General features: G+C 38.3%; 16 protein-coding genes and 3 pseudogenes. 3 read left to right on the forward strand and 16 right to left on the reverse strand.

The annotated features are described in order from the left end of the window. Nucleotides 1-304: 304 nt before the first annotated feature. From DTOX_RS15250 to DTOX_RS15295, 9 genes are all read right to left on the reverse strand, one after another. Nucleotides 305-1,240 carry a magnesium transporter CorA family protein gene (locus DTOX_RS15250; protein WP_015758583.1) on the reverse strand — a complete coding sequence of 312 codons (936 nt, stop codon included), beginning with the start codon at nucleotides 1,238-1,240 and terminating at the stop codon, nucleotides 305-307. Between the two features lie 726 nt (nucleotides 1,241-1,966). Then, nucleotides 1,967-2,161 (reverse strand): hypothetical protein, encoded by a 195-nt coding sequence (locus DTOX_RS15255; protein WP_042315945.1) that lies wholly within the window; start codon nucleotides 2,159-2,161, stop codon nucleotides 1,967-1,969. Between the two features lie 40 nt (nucleotides 2,162-2,201). Further along, on the reverse strand, nucleotides 2,202-3,197 hold the full coding sequence (locus DTOX_RS15260; RefSeq protein ID WP_015758584.1) for a copper amine oxidase N-terminal domain-containing protein: 996 nt from the start codon (nucleotides 3,195-3,197) through the stop codon (nucleotides 2,202-2,204). 427 nt (nucleotides 3,198-3,624) lie between these two features. Then, nucleotides 3,625-3,951 carry a hypothetical protein gene (locus DTOX_RS15265; RefSeq protein ID WP_015758585.1) on the reverse strand — a complete coding sequence of 109 codons (327 nt, stop codon included), beginning with the start codon at nucleotides 3,949-3,951 and terminating at the stop codon, nucleotides 3,625-3,627. Nucleotides 3,952-4,570: 619 nt separating this feature from the next. Next, on the reverse strand, nucleotides 4,571-5,491 hold the full coding sequence (locus tag DTOX_RS15270; protein ID WP_015758586.1) for a coiled-coil domain-containing protein: 921 nt from the start codon (nucleotides 5,489-5,491) through the stop codon (nucleotides 4,571-4,573). Nucleotides 5,492-5,679: 188 nt separating this feature from the next. Beyond that, entirely contained in the window at nucleotides 5,680-7,278 is a 1,599-nt protein-coding gene (locus DTOX_RS15275; RefSeq protein ID WP_015758587.1) for a recombinase family protein, read from the reverse strand. A gap of 76 nt (nucleotides 7,279-7,354) precedes the next feature. Next, nucleotides 7,355-7,657, reverse strand: a complete 303-nt coding sequence (locus DTOX_RS24915; RefSeq protein WP_042315948.1) for a hypothetical protein — start codon at nucleotides 7,655-7,657, stop codon at nucleotides 7,355-7,357. Nucleotides 7,658-7,801: 144 nt separating this feature from the next. Further along, nucleotides 7,802-8,377: a VirB6/TrbL-like conjugal transfer protein, CD1112 family gene (locus DTOX_RS15290; protein WP_015758588.1), complete on the reverse strand. Its 576-nt coding sequence runs from the start codon at nucleotides 8,375-8,377 to the stop codon at nucleotides 7,802-7,804. 11 nt (nucleotides 8,378-8,388) lie between these two features. After that, the gene (locus tag DTOX_RS15295; protein ID WP_015758589.1) at nucleotides 8,389-8,589 is read right to left on the reverse strand and encodes a Maff2 family mobile element protein; all 201 of its coding nucleotides are present in this window, start codon (nucleotides 8,587-8,589) and stop codon (nucleotides 8,389-8,391) included. Nucleotides 8,590-8,809: 220 nt separating this feature from the next. Here DTOX_RS15295 and DTOX_RS15300 point away from each other — a divergent pair, with 220 nt between their 5' ends. From DTOX_RS15300 to DTOX_RS15310, 3 genes are read left to right on the forward strand one after another with little or no spacing between them, the layout of a single operon-like run. Beyond that, on the forward strand, nucleotides 8,810-9,781 hold the full coding sequence (locus DTOX_RS15300; RefSeq protein ID WP_015758590.1) for an ABC-three component system protein: 972 nt from the start codon (nucleotides 8,810-8,812) through the stop codon (nucleotides 9,779-9,781). Then, entirely contained in the window at nucleotides 9,768-9,995 is a 228-nt protein-coding gene (locus tag DTOX_RS15305) for an ABC-three component system middle component 6 (protein ID WP_015758591.1), read from the forward strand. Before DTOX_RS15300 ends, DTOX_RS15305 begins: the two co-directional genes overlap by 14 nt. Beyond that, entirely contained in the window at nucleotides 9,986-11,713 is a 1,728-nt protein-coding gene (locus tag DTOX_RS15310; protein WP_015758592.1) for a DUF2326 domain-containing protein, read from the forward strand. Before DTOX_RS15305 ends, DTOX_RS15310 begins: the two co-directional genes overlap by 10 nt. Before the next feature lie 100 nt (nucleotides 11,714-11,813). On the opposite strand, the pseudogene DTOX_RS15315 reads toward DTOX_RS15310, so the two are convergent. The 7 genes and pseudogenes from DTOX_RS15315 to DTOX_RS15340 form a co-directional block, all read right to left on the reverse strand. Continuing rightward, nucleotides 11,814-12,865 (reverse strand): annotated as a pseudogene (locus tag DTOX_RS15315) (VirD4-like conjugal transfer protein, CD1115 family); the annotation flags it as partial. Beyond that, entirely contained in the window at nucleotides 12,838-13,215 is a 378-nt protein-coding gene (locus DTOX_RS15320; RefSeq protein WP_015758594.1) for a PcfB family protein, read from the reverse strand. The gene DTOX_RS15320 and the pseudogene DTOX_RS15315, both read right to left, overlap by 28 nt. A gap of 93 nt (nucleotides 13,216-13,308) precedes the next feature. Then, nucleotides 13,309-13,842, reverse strand: a pseudogene (locus tag DTOX_RS25160) (DUF6674 family protein). A 491-nt stretch (nucleotides 13,843-14,333) separates the two neighbouring features. After that, a pseudogene (locus DTOX_RS25420) lies at nucleotides 14,334-14,431 on the reverse strand (transposase); the annotation flags it as partial. Nucleotides 14,432-14,487: 56 nt separating this feature from the next. Further along, on the reverse strand, nucleotides 14,488-14,811 hold the full coding sequence (locus DTOX_RS15330; protein WP_015758595.1) for a DnaJ family domain-containing protein: 324 nt from the start codon (nucleotides 14,809-14,811) through the stop codon (nucleotides 14,488-14,490). Nucleotides 14,812-15,161: 350 nt separating this feature from the next. Continuing rightward, nucleotides 15,162-16,820 (reverse strand): nucleoside kinase, encoded by a 1,659-nt coding sequence (locus DTOX_RS15335; RefSeq protein ID WP_015758596.1) that lies wholly within the window; start codon nucleotides 16,818-16,820, stop codon nucleotides 15,162-15,164. A 227-nt stretch (nucleotides 16,821-17,047) separates the two neighbouring features. Then, nucleotides 17,048-18,712: a ribonuclease J gene (locus tag DTOX_RS15340; protein ID WP_015758597.1), complete on the reverse strand. Its 1,665-nt coding sequence runs from the start codon at nucleotides 18,710-18,712 to the stop codon at nucleotides 17,048-17,050. Between the last annotated feature and the right edge of the window lie 715 nt (nucleotides 18,713-19,427).

The following is a 19,427-nucleotide window of genomic DNA, read 5'->3' on the forward strand; positions in this document are numbered from 1 at the left end:
GTTTTTATCTGGCCATCCTTGTTGTTATCCGTGTTTTTCGTCTCGTCGGACGATTTTTAGTCTTGTCCACCCACTACTTCTTCGGCAAATTCAAACTCAAAACTCTTGATAACTGATAGCATACGATATTTCCTCCTTTTACCTTCAATTAGTGTCGTGGTCACGTCCGCGTTGGAATAAGAACCTTTTGCATATTTAGTAAAAAATAAAATAAGGAAAGGTTTTCAGCTAACCCTTTCCTTCTAGTTGGTTCGATTAATTTAATACGTTAATTCAACTACCTGAATTAAATTATTGATATGGTTTAAAAATATTTTTTACGAGTAAAAAAATAAGCTAATGTACCCGATAACATGATTGATAAAACTATAGGAAATAGAAAAGCATGTTTATAATTCTGAAAGGGCAAACCAACATTCATACCATAAAAGCTTGCAACCATTGTAGGCATAGATAAAATTATTGTAATTGAGGTTAAAAATTTCATAACCACATTAAGGTTGTTAGAAATAATAGAAGCAAAGGCATCCATCATACCACTAAGTATACTACTATAAATATGAGTCATTTCTATTGCCTGCTTGTTTTCTATGATTACATCCTCTATAAGTTCTTTATCTTCCTCATATAACTTCAAGTAATTACCTCTAACAATTTTCTCCATTACAACTTCATTTGCTTTAAGTGAAGTTGTAAAGTACACTAAGCTTTTCTCTATACCTAACAAGGAATATAATTCTTCATTTTTCATTGATTTATGTAGTTTCTTCTCAATCTCATTTGTCTTTTTGTTAAGTTGTTTTAAGTAACGCAAGTAATATATGGAGATTAAATACAATATTTGCAATGAAAACCGTGTTCTCATATGCGTATACAAACCTTTAACTTTCTTTTGAATAAGATCATTTATTATAACGTTTTGTTTTAAGCAAACCGTTATTAAGTAATCATCCGAGGCAATAATCCCCAAAGGAATTGTGTGATAAATAATAGATTCTAATTCTTGGGAAATAATAGGTATATCTATTATTATTAATACATGGTTTTCTTCCTTTTCAATCCTTGGCTTTTCTTCAGCATCTAAAGCATCAGTAATATATTCAATATCAACATTAAACTCTTTTACTACCCGTTCAATTTCCTGATGAGTAGGTTCTATGAGATTTACCCAACAACCTTTTTTAAATGCACTTATTTCTTGTAGCGTTCCCTTATTGTCACTACAATAAATATTTATCATAAAGTCCACCCCAACAAACAATTACGTTTTATTAACATCAATTATTATACCATAATTTATCCCGATTACCCTGGATTTTTTGAGTACTCACTTTAGAAAAGCTATTTCTTATTTGCCCGTTATAATAGCTGGACTTATGCTTATTCACCCATATAAGCTGACTATTAGCGTAAGATACAAGTTATTTTATGCGATATTTTCGATTCCTGGCTGATATATTTTAAAACTCGTTTTAACTGGTCGGTCTCACACAAGCTCAAGCACTAAGTCAACCTCAATTTATTTGTCCGATATAATAGGCTGGACTTATGCTTTATACCCTTATAGGCGGCTGTTAGCATAGGATACAAGTCTTTATACGAAAAAAATATTAGCATACCTCACACGTTTAAGGTAACGAAAATAGGTTGTAGTCCAGTTCCTTCCGACACTTGAGTGCCGTCTGTGCCGCCAGCGGTTGGGGTTGTGTAAACGTGAATGCAAGCCATAATTAATAAATCCTCCCTAAAATTATAATAAGGACAGATAAACTGTCCCTACTCTAAAGGTTAGGTGTTCAGTGTATTTATAAGTTATTTTGAAACGTAAAAAACCGAGGGTTAATCGCCCCCGGCTTGGCTTTTTCTTTATGTATTCGTAGCTTCACAAGTTCCTGTAGATAAGCCGCATGACTCGGCTCAACAAGTATCTTCGGGTGTTTCGGTTATAAAGCCATCGAATCTAGTCTTAGTTAAAATTGTTATCGGAGCCAATACTGTAAATACAAGGCATCACCCTTTCTATCCTCCCCGGATAAATATCGTCCATAGGTAGGCTCCAGAAGTTCAGTTTCCATCCCTCCTGCAAATCTAGCCACAAGGCTCTGGTTTTACTCTGGCAAGTCTGTCTCCTGCTGAACACCCCAGCCTCTTCGCTGGACATACAACCATCCCCTGACATTCGGGGATATGTTGAGGAAGTTTTAATTAATGTTCATGAGAATGTTTTCAATAAATATATCTCCAGTCTTGTAATCAAAACAGTAACAATATTTTTTACCGTCTTGCTCTGCTATCACAAACCAATCTATATGATTTATGCTATAAGGAGCAATGTAAATTTTTTGAACATTTTCATGATTAATGCCTTTTTCCGCTAGTTTAGAATATACCATTTCTTTAGAGACTCCATCATCTGTGAGAACATAGCCAGTAAGAGATATTCTTCCACCATACGGACTCTTTGTCAACCATACGGCTTTTTCCCGGCCCGAATCATCATTTCCAACAACCATCGTGTCAGTGGGTCCATATTCAACAAAACGAGTAGGTGTAAATTGCACATCTTTTATAGTCTTTAAAAGGTTCTGCTTTAAAACATATGTTTTTGCTTCCTCTGGAGGGCATATTCCTTGTTCCCCAGCCACTTCATGATAAAATTTATAGTAGTTGTTGTTATCCGTATTCCCTGATTGATTTTGCTCATTATCTGTCTCTACAGGTTGATCTAATTTCATAAAATCCCCTTCAGAAATATAAACGGTCCGGCTCTTTTCATCCCAAGAAACTTGTGTGCCCAGGCCTTCTGCGAGAAAACGTAAGGATACCATCGTTCGACCATTGACAAGGATAGGTGGTTGTTCCAGAGTAAATATTATGTCGGGTTCTTTGAAACCCACATCTGAATCAATATTTAAACCAATTACTATATTTCCTTTTTGCACTGTCACCATTTGAATTCCCTGATCCCATTTAACGATAGCGCCAAGCGATTCGGTTATTTTACGCAAAGGAACTAAAATTCTGTCTTTAACTAAAAGTGGTTCTTGATCGAAGGTCAATTGCTTACCATTTATAAGAACTCTAACATCCGTAGGGCTACAATTCAGGTTATCTGTAGAGTCCGTATAGGCTGAAACCATCGTTGAGGATAATACAATAATTGATAACAAAGAAACAGTAATCAAGAACCTTTTCACGTCATAACTTCCTTTCTTTTTTGTTATGTAAAGCTGAGTGGTTATTCATTTCGTGATATCCTTATCCTATATTTGAAAAACTCCTTAGAGATTTGAGAAAGAATATCTAAGGAGTTTTTTCTTACAGGTACAGGATTTTTTACTATTTTCTTTGTTTTCAAGCTGTACTTGTTACCTGACAAACCTATGGTTTTGTTAGTACATCAATAATGGTATTTGGTAAATTAAAATTAGAAACCAAATATCTAAAAAATCCAACTATTGAAAAACTATTGTCTTGACAAAGAGGTCCACCGTGGAGCTTGTCCTAATTGGGAGGACTATATATAGTAACTAAATTACCAAGTTAATAGCCCACCCAATTAAGAATCACCGCAGACCTAAGACATATCCAAATAAATCTATTATTTTACATATTTTAGATGGGTTACCTTGGCGAAAATTGTGCAAACAGTATATAATCATAATTGCGTCCATAGGCTACGTACACGGTCATTGCCGTATTCCACCACTTATCATGAATCTCCATATACTGGTGACCAACAGATGAACCGTTGTAGGAAAACTCTCTCCAACCTACACCTGTAACAACGTGAGCTTTATTTGGATCCCCATCACAATAATACGTTTGTCCTCTTAAATAAATAATATTGGGGCCGTAATTATTTATTCCTGTTTTGTATCCACTCCATGAAGAATCGAGTGTAAAACCCCCTGCGGTGCTAACACCACGTGAAAGGGCAAAGGATTGCATACCAGCTGCGATATTGAAAGTATTTGTGCCACCGGTATTACTATCACCTCCTTAACTTAATATAATAGGATATAAACCATGTAAAATTTCTAAAATAACCCTATTCAACCAATATATTAATTAAAAGACTATTAACAGAATACATCCACGTTAACATATGATAAGATGAATCATTATATTAAAATTATGCCTTATCACTTATACAAGAAATAATTTCCCGAAACTTTTCTGGACAGTAACACTTAATACCTTTCTTGTAACTGCAAGTGCGTTTGGCACAGCATCACAAACAAAGCATTAAACTAACTAACCACTATTTATATATATTTATAAGCCGTTAGTTTAATTATTTAATATTTATTTTGAGTTGTAAATATTTGGACGTTGACCCAAGTAAAAATTTATCATAATTTGTTTCATTTTGCAATAGGAGATACTAGGAGATATTGTCTACAAAACCTATTTATTTGTCATAAAATAGATGTCTCTAATACATATAGTAAAAGCCGAGGAAAATATCTCCTCCGACTTTTCTCATACTTAATTATATTATATGCTTTGCTGGCAAATCATATAGACAGTGATATTGTGCTCCTCAGTAGTCTATGTTGACCTTATACTATGCTGTGTTATCGGATTGCTTCTTAACAGTATTTTGCTGCCGCTGAGACTTAGACTTGGCTGATATATTTTTAGCTTTGCTTAATTCCACTTCCAGTACGGCCCTTTCTTCCCTAGCCAAAGCCAGTGCCTCACGAAGCCGACCTATCTCATCCATCGCCTCACGCTGTGCCGCCAAAACTGCCTTCTCCTTATCTATCTCGGCCCTCTCAGCAGCCCGGCTTAAAGCCTCCGGCATCTGTGAATCCTTGCGTTCTATTTCGGCCTGTAGTTGGTTAACATGTTGCTGTAAAGCGTTTACCTCAAGCTGGTGTTGGGCAATCAACTGCTCACGCTGTTGAACGGCCTGCTCAAGCTCGCGCTTATATTCGGTGGCATGCTCAGCCGAGTCTTTTAACTCACTTGCCTTAGCTTCGGCGTCAGCAGCGGTTTTTTCAGCCAGTGATGCCAGCCGGTTAGCTTGGTCGCGATCATCTATAGCTTTTAATACGGCCTGCTTTAACTCGTGCATTTCATCCGATATTTGCGTTTTATAGGCTGCCGACTCGTTGACAGCAGCTTCTGCTCTGGCGTTGGCCTCCTCTATCGCCCTGGCCGCCCGTTCCTGAGCTTCGTGAACCGCTGCTTTGGCCTGTGTAGCTTCATCTTGAGCCTGAGTAATTTTTAGGGTATCAATTTCCTGGCGGTCTTGACCAGCCCTGTACATAGCTATATACATTTCCTCAATACGGCTAAGGAAATGTCGGAGTTGCTTCAGCTCTCTAACCTGTACGGTACTCTCGTGCATCTTAGCCGCTTCATATGTCGATATTAAGCGACCTACAAATTCCTTTGCAGTAGTATTGGACTGCTCTATTAGAGCGGTCAGTTTATCCTTAACCTCAGTTTCTAATCTAACAGAAAAAGGCTGGTCAGCCATGTAAACAAACACCCCTTGATTTTATTGATGTATACATATGTAATTATGTATACATCAAGTATGCAGTAAAGACATATTACCTAATTTAACCATAATATCATTATAGCCGATACTAATATCTAATATTCAAAAAACCAAAGCCCCAAATTACCTATGGCCTTCGCTAACGTTAAATCTATATCAATAAATTATCCACTTATGGTGGCTCCATAATCAGGTGATTGGACTAACATTCCAAAATCTTTTTGTACTTTATACTTAATTTGCAATCCTCCGCTTGAAGTTAGCAGAATTTTATCTAATACACTTAAGGCCAAATACCGCTTCTCCTCGTTAGTCACATTAGGATTAGCCATAATTCCTCTCCATCCTTGCATAAACTTATATACCTGCACGACATCATCTTTTTCTAGGTCTGTCTTTGGCGGGTTATTGTGTAATTGTTTTAATTGCTGCTCACTCTGAATCAATTCCTGTTCATATTCCTCTACCCTTTTCTCTAAGCGTCGTCTGATTACCTCACTCTTTGTTGCCTGATAGTCATCCACGTTTTGCTCTATTTTATCGGATAATTCTTTTATACGATTTTCTAAATTTTTTATTTCAACCAAATAATCCCTAGCAGCTTCCTTCGCTGATTTTAACGCCTCCAGATAAAGCTCCTCAACATTCATTCCATTTATATCATCTGCCACATGCCATATTATAGCTTTCTCCACATATTTCCTATTGTGTTTTTTCTGCTTACAGCTATTATGCTTTTCCCATCGTCCTTCACATTTATAGTGATAGTATTCATAAATACTCTCCGAACCGTCTTCTTTAATATATCTAGATGTCTTATATGTAGGAATCATTCTCTCGCCACAGTGCGCACAAAAAAGAATATCCTTAAATAAAAATGTTGTATTAAAATATTTATGAGGCAATTTGCGATTTAACTTATTTTGATATATATTGTTAGCCTCGTCCCATTCTTCCTTCGTAAATATAGCATCTATAGACGGGCACTCGTACCACTGACCACCCCAATCCTGAATTCCCATATAAACGGGTTTAGTAACTATGGAAGTTACCACACCTTCATACCAAAAATCCCTTGGCTTCTTTTTCGTAGTACTTTTGTGCCATACTGCCGGACTAACATAAGGAATTTTCAATTCGTTATTTAATATATGTGATATTTTACCGGCACCTAAACCGCTGATATACATTTCCCGAATCTTTCGACACACCTCTGCTTGCTCCGGTATCTGCTCAACTCTCTTAGTGTTAGGGTTATACATATATCCATATGGTGGTCTGCCACATCGCCATTCACCTTTTTTAACAGATTCTAAAACGTTAGCCCTCACCCGTTGAGCAGTTGTCATACTCTCAAACTTCGCCAGCAACGGCATCAAGCCGTTCATTAGCTCTTCAGAAGGTGAGGCATGCTCCCAAGGCAACTCCCCTTGACAAGTAAAATATACCTTTACACCAGCTTTATCAAATATTTTCCTAATAAAATAGTAATCTTCAGGATCACGTATAATTCGGTCACGTTTAAAGGCTACAATATTTTTAACCTTTCCTTTCGCGACATCTTCTAATAATTCCACCATAACCGGACGTTGCACTATCCGTTTTTTGTATGCTGACACACCGTCTTCCAAGTATTCTTTATAGAGTTTGCCTTCATTCTTTTCAATTAATTCAAGGTTAAGACTACGTTGTGTTTCGTAACTTTCACCTTCTTCAAACTGCTCATCAGTAGACACCCTGCTCAGGCTCGCCCAATCTCTCATAATACAATTCCCCTCTTTCTGTCTGCGAAAAATCTGTCTGGGAACCCTTTTCACATCTACATCTTATTTATTTTGGTCAATAAAAGCAAACTGGGGTTTTTCTTATTTTACCCAAAGATAGTTGGCCTTCTACCTGACCGACAATTGTCAAACAGTGAATATTGGACTTAACTTCCGGCACATCAGTAGCGCCTAATTCTTTGACATTATTGACTGTATCCTTGGATCTGCCCTGCACCCTCTTACCCTTTTTACCCGGTTCCTGCTCTCCCGGGTTTTGATCCGGGTCTTCCCCCGGAGGAACTGGTTCAATCCCTGGTTGACCAGGAGTATAAGGAAACAGTCCTGGATTTTGGGCTATAATTTTTTTATAAGACATTTCATCCGCTCCTTAAATGAAATAAGCAACTATGTTAATTACAAATATATTTTCCTAAACGAAATAAAAAATACACAGGATGAAATCTGCTCGACAAAGGATAATCAGACTAGTGCACCGTGGCTGAATTATGCAACCAGTAATTTAAGCTTTAAGTAACTTTCCTTCGTATGTCCAACGAAAAGGTTTGGCTAAATAATGCGCCCCGAAGATGCTTTTTGCCAAGCTACCGGTTTTGAACAAAGTGAAACACAAAAGCACCGTGTACCCGATGTAACTCCAAATTGCACCAATGGGGTCGCCGCCTATGGCGATATTCTGGACAAGCACGGCATAAATCGCCACGCACACCAGCATGAGAATTCCCTGAAAAGCCACAGCCAACAGGGATTTGAAATAGTTGTGTCCCATGTGGCCGATCTCCCGGTTTACCACTGTGGCAAAGGGGATGGGAGCCAAACTGGTGAGCAAATATATCTCAATCATCCTTCCGAAAACCGCGATATTCAGGGCCAGCACGATTACTTGTATCAGGAAAGATTGGAGCCATAAGCCGAGCAGTGGGCCTATGTCCATTGCCGCCAGGGTGGTTCCCACTTGAGTTGCAATCTCTCCGACCTGGTTGTTTACGTTGGCAAAAAGGCCGTTCAGGTTTCCCAGGATGCCGTCGATCAGCACGCCTTTTATCCAATCGTTTATCCAGTCGGTGAAAAAATCCATATCGTCTTACCTTAAAACAGGCCCGAAAGCAGGGGAACAAGCGTTGTTCCCAAGAGGATAACGCCGCCCCCGGCCATAAGCTGCTTGATCCCCTGACTTTTGGCCGCGGGGTTGTCGGAACCGTACCCTTCCAGCAGGTTAATCACGCCCCACACGGCAAGGGCCACGACAAGGGTTTGCAGAGTGTCAACAACAGAAGAAAAGAATTGCATACGATTTACCTCCCATATAGTTTTGTTTTGAAATGAAAAAGCCGCCTGTTTCGGCAATAGGGTATTTTGTGGTTAATTCCATTTACTAGTGTGGGCATAAACCATAAGAATTAGCTCCTTTTTCGTTGTTGGATTATGGTAAAAATATGATATAATCAAATTACAATTGGATACGATGCTCGTTTGGGCTTGTGACAAAAGCCGACCGGAGGAATCAACTATGAATCGAAGCACTTATTTTAATTATATTGAAGAAAAGATTGAATTGTTGTCGCTTCGCATTAATAAGCGAGGCAAAATAAACTTATTAGATTTAAATATATATTCCGAAACCTTTTTTGCTGATATGATTAGTATTCTTTTTAAGTGGAAGCTAAAAAACATTAATGCGTTTCAGCAAAATATGGAAGGAATTGATTTGATTGATGAGAGTAACGGATTAATTGCACAAGTTTCTTCAACCTGCACAAAGCAAAAGATAGAGGATTCACTCAAGAAGGAAATATTTAAAAAATATCCTGACTTTCGGTATAAGTTTGTAGCAATTGCAGGTAATGCCAACAAACTTAGAAGTTTGGCTTTTTCGAATCCACACAAAGTTGTTTTTTCTCCGCAGAATGACATTTTTGATATTAAGTCAATTTTGAATACTGTTCTAAATATGAATATTGATGAGCAACGCGATTTTTATGTTTTTATTAAAAAAGAGTTAGGGAATGAATTTGATGCAGTGAAATTTGACAGTAATTTGACCACAATAATTCATATTCTATCAAAGGAAGATTTAACTAGAGTAAATGAATACCCTGAAATTAATATATATGAAATAGATAGGAAAATTGAGTTTAACGATCTAACTTCTGTACGTTTGACAATCGATGAGTACAAAATATATTATGGAAAGTTAGATGAGAAATATAAAGAATTTGATAGACAAGGTGTAAACAAGAGCTTGTCTGTTTTTTTGATAATTAAGCAACAGTATGTTAAGCTGTCAAAAAATGCCTCGAGTTCTCATGATTTGTTTTTTTCAATCATTGATAGTGTAATAAAGATAATAATGGAAAGTAAAAATTATACAGCGATTCCATATGAAGAACTAGAAATGTGTGCATCCATTCTCACTGTAGACGCATTTGTTCGATGCAAAATATTTAAGAATCCGGAGGGATATAATCATGTTGCTTCCTGATAATATCCATCCGGAATTAAGTATTTATTACAATGGGGCATTAGTAATTAAAAAACTTAAAGAACAGAATGGTCAATACATTCTTAGTCTGTACGAAAATATTAAAACCACAACGGATATGTCCTTTCCAACATTTATCTTATGCCTTGACTGGCTGTTTTTGATTAATGTAGCTGAGGTGAATGAAAGCGGGCGTGTTGAGTTATGTATCTAAAGAGATTAGTGATATCAAGCCCAACAAAACTAATTCGTAATATTGAATTCAAGTTGGGTATGAATTTGATTGTTGATGACACACCGGTTGATGATATTAAATCAACCGGCAACAATGTTGGTAAAACCACTGTTCTAAAACTTGTGGACTTCTGTTTAGGGGCAAAACCAAACATTATTTATACCGACACTGAAAACAGGAAAGAAGTTTATGACGTTGTAAAGAATTTTGTAATTGATGAAAAAATTGAAATAACACTTACTTTGACAGATAGTTTAAGTACATCATGTGGAAGAGAAGTAGAGATTAGAAGAAATTTCTTGTCAAGAAAAAATGCTGTCAGAGAAATTAATGGTGGGCCTGTATTAGACAAGGATTTTGAAGATGAATTAGAAAGACATATTATGCCTGATAAAGAAGTGGAAAAACCCACTTTTAGACAAGTTATCTCGCATAATATTAGGTATAAAGATGATAATATAAACAATACTTTAAAAACTCTTGACAAATATACGACAGATGTCGAATATGAAACTTTATATTTATACTTATTGGGTTGTTCGTTTGGAGATGGTGCTTGGAAACAGGCTCTTATAACAATGATTAACCAAGAAAATGCTTTTAGAGAAAGATTAGAACAAAATCGAGACAAAACGACTTATGAAATAGCCCTGTCAATGATTGATGATGATATTGCTATGTTGAATGAGAAAAAGGCTTTGTTCAATCTCAATGAAAACTTTGAACAAGATATGGAGCAGTTAAACTCAATCAAGTATAAAATAAATAAAAACAGTTCCTTGATCAGCAAGATAGAAATCAGGAAAAATTTAATTGAGGAATCTGTTCAAGAATTGAAGCAAAGCCAGTCATCTATTGACCTATTACAACTAAAAATTCTGTATAACGAAGTTAATATGAATATTTCAGGTATTCAAAAGACTTTTGAAGATTTAGTAACGTACCACAACAAAATGCTGGTTGAAAAGTCACGGTTTATTTCAAAAGAACTACCAGAATTAACTGACAATCTAAAGCATGCCCAACAAGAATTGGCATTGTTGTTACAGCAAGAAAAAGAACTTTCGAGCAAAATTTCCAAAAGCGATTCATTTGAGGAATTAGAGGAAATAATTATATCCTTAAATGAAAAGTATCGGACAAAAGGGGAATATGAAAGTATTATCTCACAGGTAAATGAAGTCGAAAATAATATTGCAAAACTAAATGAAAAAATAGAAAAAATTGACAAATACTTGTTTTCAAATGACTTTGAAGACCTCTTAAAAGAGCAAATTAAGAAGTTCAATAAATTTTTTTCAAAAATATCCCAAGAATTATATGGCGAGAAATACGCGTTAACTTATAAAAAAGATATTAACAAAAAAGGACAGCAGGTATACAAGTTTAACGCATTTAATGCAAACATGAGTTCCGGAAAGAAACAGGGTGAAATATTGTGTTTTGATTTGGCATACACTATGTTTGCTGACGAAGAAAACATTCCCTGTCTCCATTTTTTACTTAATGATAAGAAAGAATTAATGCACGACAACCAATTAATAAAGGTTGCAGAGTTCGTTCGAGATAATAATACCCAGTTGGTATTATCGATTCTAAAGGATAAACTCCCTGAACAAGCGTTAAATACGGCTCATATTGCCGTAGAATTGTCCCAAAAAGATAAGTTGTTTAGAATCGAAACAATGGATAATTAGGAACAGTTGGTTTGTATAAAATTTCATTGTACATACATTCTCCCTCCAACCTAGATAGAGTTGTAGGGAGAATTCCACTTCGGGCCAAGTTGGCCCGAAGTTATGCAAACGCTTCCAGATCGTCCAAATCGTCATAGTTGAGAATCTCCTCATCTGTGGCGGTGTCCTCTCCGAGCGCGTCTACCTCATAGACAGTGTACTGTTCGTCCGGCTTTACCTCCATGCGCCGGTTGATAAGGGAAGAAATGTCGAAGCTGTTGCGTTTGTCAGCTTCGACGGTGTACTTGTAGTTGGGATGCTTTTTCAGGTCATACTTGGGTGACATGAAGGGACGGAGGCCGCGAAGTTGCAAAATGCACTTTGAACCGTCCATTGTGATCAGTTCATCGATGGTCATAAGTTCTTTGCCGAGCTGTTGCAGGTTTTGACCGTGGCTTTGTTGCATCCCCCGCGTGATGCTTTCGGTATACATGGAAATGGTTTCTTTCCCCAAAGCCTCCGAAAGCTCCTTGATGGTAGTATGCTCCCGACCTCCTAAGAAAATGACCGAATCCATGTTGCCCATGATGGTTTCAGCATGGTCTTTGTAAAGGGCCTTCAACTGGCTCTGTGCCTGCAAAAACAGGCATATACTGCACTCACGCGAACGAATGACTGCACAGATTCTTTCCAACTGCAACACTTGTCCCGTATTGGCGGCCTCATCCCACAGGACGCGCACATGATGGGGCAAGCGCCCGCCGCACTTGTTGTCAGCCCTCTCACACAAAAGATTGAACATCTGAGAAAAAGCCAACGCGACAATAAAGTTGTAGGTGTTATATGTGTCAGAAATGACAAAAAACGTCCCTGTTTTCCGGTCACCCATGCGGACAAGCTCCAGCTCGTCGTAGCTCATGATTTCCCGAAGCTGCGGAATGTCGAAGGGAGCCAGCCGCACTCTGCAGGAAATCAAAATGCTTTTCGCCGTTTTTCCGCTTGCCAGCTTATACTTTTTATATTGTCTGACCGCAAAATGATTCTGTTTCCGTTTTTCTAGCCCGGCAAACATATAGTCCACAGCATTGCGGAAATTTTCATCATCTTCCCGGACTTCCATGCTGTTATCATGTCCATCAGGGTATTCATGTTGCGTTCTTCCTCCGGCCCATCACCAGCTTGGTATATTCGGAGAAAGCCGTCGTAATCGCGTTGGCCTGTCCCGCTTTGAAGAACAGCAGGTATTTCCTTGGCCCAGTTTTATGAAAAGCGTAATCTATATTCCATTTCCGGGCCACGCGGTCAAAGAACTTCGTTTCTCCATCCAGCGGCAGGGCGCTGGTGGAAACGCGGTGGTTCATCAGCTTTTTCACGCTCTGTTTGCCCTGTGGGGTCTGCGCTTTGTGATACTCCTTTTGGATTTTCTGCAAAGCCGCCTCCAGCGCATTTGCCAGCGTCTTTACGGAGAGTTTGGCCACATTTACTGAAACGGCAACTATCCGGCGTTCTATATCTTCCTGCATAAAAACCTCCTTTCAAACCGCTATTTTCCATACTGCGGCGGCATACGCAGGGGCGCATGGGGAGTACTTCAGACCAAGTTGGCCCGAAGTGATCTACCGTTCGACGTGAGAAGGGCGGGGCCGCTCTGCTGTAGGCGCATCCTTTTTCCCTTGCGCGATCTGCTCATTGAGCGTTTGCATGGTTTTCTGAATAGAGGGCTTTCGTTCCACAGCCTGTTCCAAGGTGTCCAGTTGGGAAAGGGCGGTTTCCAAACTCTTTTTCATAGCGGAAAGACAAGCGCGGTTGGTATGAAACGGAGCCTGCAACGCTTTTGCCAATTTTCCCACAGATTTAGCGTTCTATATAGCTTCTTTTCCCACCATAGCACGAACCATATTTTTAATATGCCGCCCGGCCTCGTGATACTCGATACTCACAAGTTCAATATTTAAAATTGTCTCTTCGTTAAACCGGATGCTTTTGCCCAAATCATCACGCATAGCTTCCAACACGGGCCTGATTTTGAAAAAACGGGCGGTATTGTCAAACGCAACAATTCCCTTTTCCTTAAAAGCGGCAACGGCATTTTTACAGCCGTCTATGATGTTCTGCTTTGCCTTGTCCAGCCGTTCCCGCAAAACAGTCATGGGCTAGTGTTGCCGCTTCCTCAGCGGTCATTTCCGGGGCCGGAGCATCACCGGCAATCTCTGTCGGCTCAATAGCGGGAGCACTTGATTCCTCTGCCGGTGCTTCATTTTATGGCATGGTTTTCACATCATCCGGCTTGTTTGGCTCATTTTTTGCCATGCACTTTACCTCCTTCTGTTTTATGGCATGAAAAAAGGGCCTGATTTTTCAATCAGACCCTACGGGATATGCTCAATCCCCCCTTTCTACTTCGGGCCAAATTAGCCCGAAGCAACGGCCCCACAAACAAAGCGCCGCCCCTTGTCCAGTGGGCGGAGCTTATGTTAGTTGGTAGTCCGTTCCGGTTTTTTTATCGTTTGTACCCTTGTAAAGAAAAGATAATTATGCTGCAACACGACACGTTGCAACATAATTATAGGGAGTGCAGATCATGCAAAATAAACGACTACCGGTTTAGCCGATAGTCGTTTATTGATGGCTGAAAGTCACAACCTCGTGCACAAAGATGCTGTCCCCAATATCTTTTTTCAGCTCAGGAAATTCTTCATGAAGCAATTTTGATGATCTTCCCTTTAGATACTGAGCAGTATATTCTGTATCTCTATAATCAGGTGCATTAACCCTTATTAAAACCACTCTTGCGTTTATCTTCTCGTTCTTTTTTCCATTATAATACTATACCTGATGCTGGTTTCGTCTAATTTCTTTTTGAGCGAATTTTTCTTTTCTATGTTCTGACATTCATCCATTAATTTCCCCAAAGATTCTATTTCTTTCAAGAGTGCGACCTCATTGGGAACTAATCCTGAATTTTTCATTATGATATAGGCTAACCGCTCTTCTTTTGGAACAAAGGCCATGTTTTCAATAACAATTGGCTTACCGGCCCCCGGTAAATCTTTTAACTCCCCTTTTTTAATAGCCTCCCGAATTTTAAATTCCGCAACTCTGGCAAAAGTATCATGCATATCCAACTCACCCGGCCTTTAAAAGTTTTGGTCTACGAGTAACCTTTCAGATCCATTGGTATACTTCCTCATGATGAATATGCAATATCAAAGAATAAATTATATTATTATACATTTGATATCAGTATACAGTGTGTAATATTTTATTGTTATTTTGCCTCAAAGTTGCTCGTATGTCAATACCCATAATTTACTTTTCAATAAACTTAAAATTACAAGAAAGTTACTTAAACGATTTATTGTTACACTATAAATAAGCATAATTTTATGGAATATAAGTAAAAAACCCCTGAAACTGTTGAAACAACAATTTCAAGGGTCAAAAATGATATCTCTATAAACATATCCCATCACACTATCCTGCTTCCCCCAATAAACTCTTTAAGTATAGATGTCGGAGGGATATCCACTTCTTCCTCAATATCTTGAAAATACCTGATAAATTTCAAAAGCCTGGTGGCCTCAATGTAGCCTTCCTCAGTCTTGCCAATTTTCTCCAATAGGGGAACCACATACTTTTTCAATACCGCCAGTTCATACATTAAGGTTGAATTAAACATGGCATCGGCTTTTTCCTGATAGGGGAAGATGTATCTTTCCTCGCCCCTGCGTACTGAATTCCACATCTTAATTGTAGACTGAGCATCATGCCCCCTGAACTGGTTATCCCTGACAATCCTTCTGATCAGCCTGGCATCAGTAATGGATATTCTGTTATGATAATCCAAGTTAGGTTGAGTAAGCGGGCAAATATAAATTTTAAACTTTTGATCTTCCGGAATTGAAGAAGTCAATAAACTATTTAAGCCATGAATGCCTTCTATAATCAGAGGCTGGTTGGCATCGATTTTAAGCCTATTTCCATTATATTCTCTTTTACCCAATTTAAAATTAAAACTGGGCAGATCAACTGCTTTCCCTTCTAAAAGTTTCTTCAAATGATAATTAAAGAGTTCCAGGTCCAAAGCGTAAATAGATTCAAAATCGTATTGCCCGTTTTCATCCAGAGGGGTCATTTCTCGGGAAACAAAATAATCATCCAGTGAAATAGAAACCGGTTTAAATCCATTCACTTTCAATTGAATAGCTAATCTTTTAGAAAAACTTGTTTTCCCTGAAGAAGACGGACCGGCTATCAAAATAATCCTTCCCTTGGACGGATTCGATACTATGGCATCCGCAATTTTAATTATCTTATTCTCATGCAATGCTTCCACTGTTCTAATCAACTCAGGGTATTCTTTATTAGCAATGATCTGATTAAGTTCCCCCACATAATTAACACCCATGACCATGGCCCATTCTTTAGTCTCCCTAAAAATTTTTAACAATTTGGGCTGTGGTACGTGTTGTGTCAACTTATTAGGATTATCTTTTCTGGGACATAATATAACCACTCCCTGGTCTTCCAAAACCAAATCAAAGAGACGCAGATATCCTGTTGACGGCACTAAAAAGCCATGAAAATAATCTTTATAATCATCCAATGAATAAAGACTTATATTTCTTTTATTAATATTTTTAAACAAAGTTATCTTTTCCTGGCGATTAGTCTCTTCTTGAAATAACTTAATCGCGTACTCAAGCGGTAATTTTTCCTTAACAAAAGGAATATCTTGTTGAACAAGCTCATGCATTCTGGCTTTGATTTTTGCAACGAATTGTTCATTTATAGCAGGGTAGTTGATAATTTTGCAATACTGGCCCCTGCTTAAAGTATGGCACAGCTCTACACGGGCTTCTTCAAAAATATCATTGGTAGCTTTGATAAAAAGAAAGGATAGTGAACGTTTGTATGCCTTTTGACCGTTAGTGGTAGTTAAATCCAAAAAGCTTATCTCAGCGTCCTCTTCAACTTTATAAGTTAAATCTTTCAATTCACTGTTTACCGTTCCCAAAACAATTGTCCCAATGGGCGAGTTTCCGAAATTTCTGCTAATTTCCTCAAGTGAAGTGCCGCTATTGTATTCATAATGATTACCGCTTATTTTTACACTAATTTTCTTCAACTCTATCTCTCCTCGGTTAATAATGAGTCTCAAAGACAGAAATTTATCTATATATACATATATATTATAATAGTTCTCCAAAGGTATATAAAGAGTTAATTAATTGAATAAAAATATAGTCAGATATTTGTACTTCATGAAACAATGATTTATCAACAAATCCATCAAAACATAATTTCTTAGACTAAAATTAAACAAGCCGCATCACAGCGGCTTGTTTCAACTGGCTAAACTTCCATAATAATAGGTAAAATCATTGGCCTTCTCCTAGTTCTCTCATACAAAAACTTGACTAGAGCATCACGAACATGAGATTTAATGGCAGCCCATTCTGTTATATTTCGCTCAAAACATTTATCCAAAGCACACTTAACCCGGTACTTGGCGTCATCCATTAAAGCTTCAGACTCTCTTACATACACAAAACCCCTGGAAACAATATCCGGACCGGCTACCACCAACCCGTTTTCCCGGTTGATCGTAACAACAACAATAAGTATCCCGTCTTGCGACAACTGCTTGCGGTCACGCAAAACAATATTACCCACATCACCGACACCCAAACCGTCAACCAGTACTTTTCCCGCAGTTACACGCCCTGCCACTCTACCGCTCTTTCTGGTAAAGTCCAGTACCTGCCCGTTTTCGGCCACAAAAATCCTATCAGACGGTATACCCATATCACGAGCCAGTTCAGCATGCTTAATCAGCATACGGTACTCACCGTGTACCGGTACAAAAAACTTCGGTCTGATTAGATTAATCATCAATTTCAATTCTTCTTGGCTGGGATGCCCGGAAGCATGAATACCGGAAAATGTCTCATAAATTACATGAGCACCCTTTTTGAAAAGCTGGTCAATTATGCGGGACACTAATTTTTCGTTGCCCGGAATAGGCGTGGCAGAAATAACAATCGTATCCCCCGGCAAAATTTCTACCTGCCTGTGATCAGAAGAAGCCATTCTGGTTAAAGCTGACATAGGCTCACCCTGGCTGCCCGTAGTCAAAATTGCTACCTGTTCAGGGGCCAGGGTTTTAGCCTCATCAAGCTCAATGAGGGTTCCCTCGGGTATATGCAAATAACCCAGCTCACTGGCTACATTAACAACATTTACCATACTCCTGCCAACCACGGCTACTTTTCTACCATACTTATAGGCATTACTTATTACTTGTTGAAGTCTGTGTACGTTTGAAGCAAAACTCGCTACTATGATTCTACCGGTTACCGTTCTAAATGTCTCATCAAAAGCAAATCCTACCCTGCGCTCGGATTCAGTATAGCCCGGACGTTCTACATTAGTACTATCCGATAATAGCACCAGCACTCCTTTTTCACCTAGTTGAGCAAAACGGTAAAAGTCTGTTATCTCACCGTCAACCGGAGTCTGGTCAATCTTAAAATCACCTGTATGCACAACTGTGCCGATAGGTGTATGAATAGCAATGGCCACAGCATCAGGAATACTGTGAGAAACACGAATAAACTCAACTTTAAACGGGCCAATACTTATAGTTTCACGAACTTTCACCATATTCAGCACAACATCATTAATCAAGTTCTGTTCTCTTAATTTACCCTGCAGTAAACCAAGAGTCAACTTTGTGCCGTATACAGGAACATTTAACTGGCGCAGGACATAAGGCAATGCTCCGATATGATCTTCATGACCGTGCGTTAGAACAATGCCACGTACCATATCTTTGTTTTCAAGCAAATAGGTAATATCAGGAATAACAATATCAATGCCCAACATTTCCTCTTCAGGAAACATCAACCCGGAATCAATTATTAACAGGTTTTCCCCGTATCTCACCACCATCATGTTTTTACCGATCTCCCCTAATCCACCAAGAGGAATAAGAGATAACTTGGGATCACGTGCCAAATCCACACCTCCTAAAATATTATGCAATAAATAGTACTTAAAAGATTAAACAAAAAATAGGTGAGTATTTAGGAGAAGGTGGGAAAACCCGGTATTTAATTAACCCAGATCAGGAAAGCCGCCCCTTAAAACCTTAAAGCCTATTATACTTGATCTTATTATGATAAACAAGAGTCATAGATCTATAAGCAAAGATATTTAAATCACATAGGAAATCGCTAATATTATTCCAGAAGAAACAGGGTATCATGCAAGAAAGTCGCTTTAAGCGACTTTCGAGAAGCCATAGGCACTCGTACTCGTCGGAAATTATGCAGTACTAACCTTGCTTATCCAATATAAATATGCGCTTACATTAAACAATGATTTATCCGCAGATTCATCATGAGCATAATTTCCTAGAGTACAAGAAAGTCGCTTTAAGCGACTTTCGAGAAGTCACAGGTACTCGTACTCGTCGGAAATTATGCAGTACTAACCTTGCTTATCCAATATAAATATGCGCTTACATTATACAATAACTTATCCATAGATCTATCATAAGCACAATTTTCTGAAGTACAAAAAATAGGGGTGACTTACGGTTATATTTAAACCTAAGTCACCCTCTTTGTTTCTGCTTAACTAATCTTAATTATTTAAATATCTCAACCACAAATGCTAACAAATAAGTGTAGACAGATTTCAAACTATTTTCTTACTAACTCTCATGGCT

Origin of the sequence: Desulfofarcimen acetoxidans DSM 771 (assembly GCF_000024205.1) — a bacterium.
GTDB lineage: Bacteria > Bacillota > Desulfotomaculia > Desulfotomaculales > Desulfofarciminaceae > Desulfofarcimen > Desulfofarcimen acetoxidans.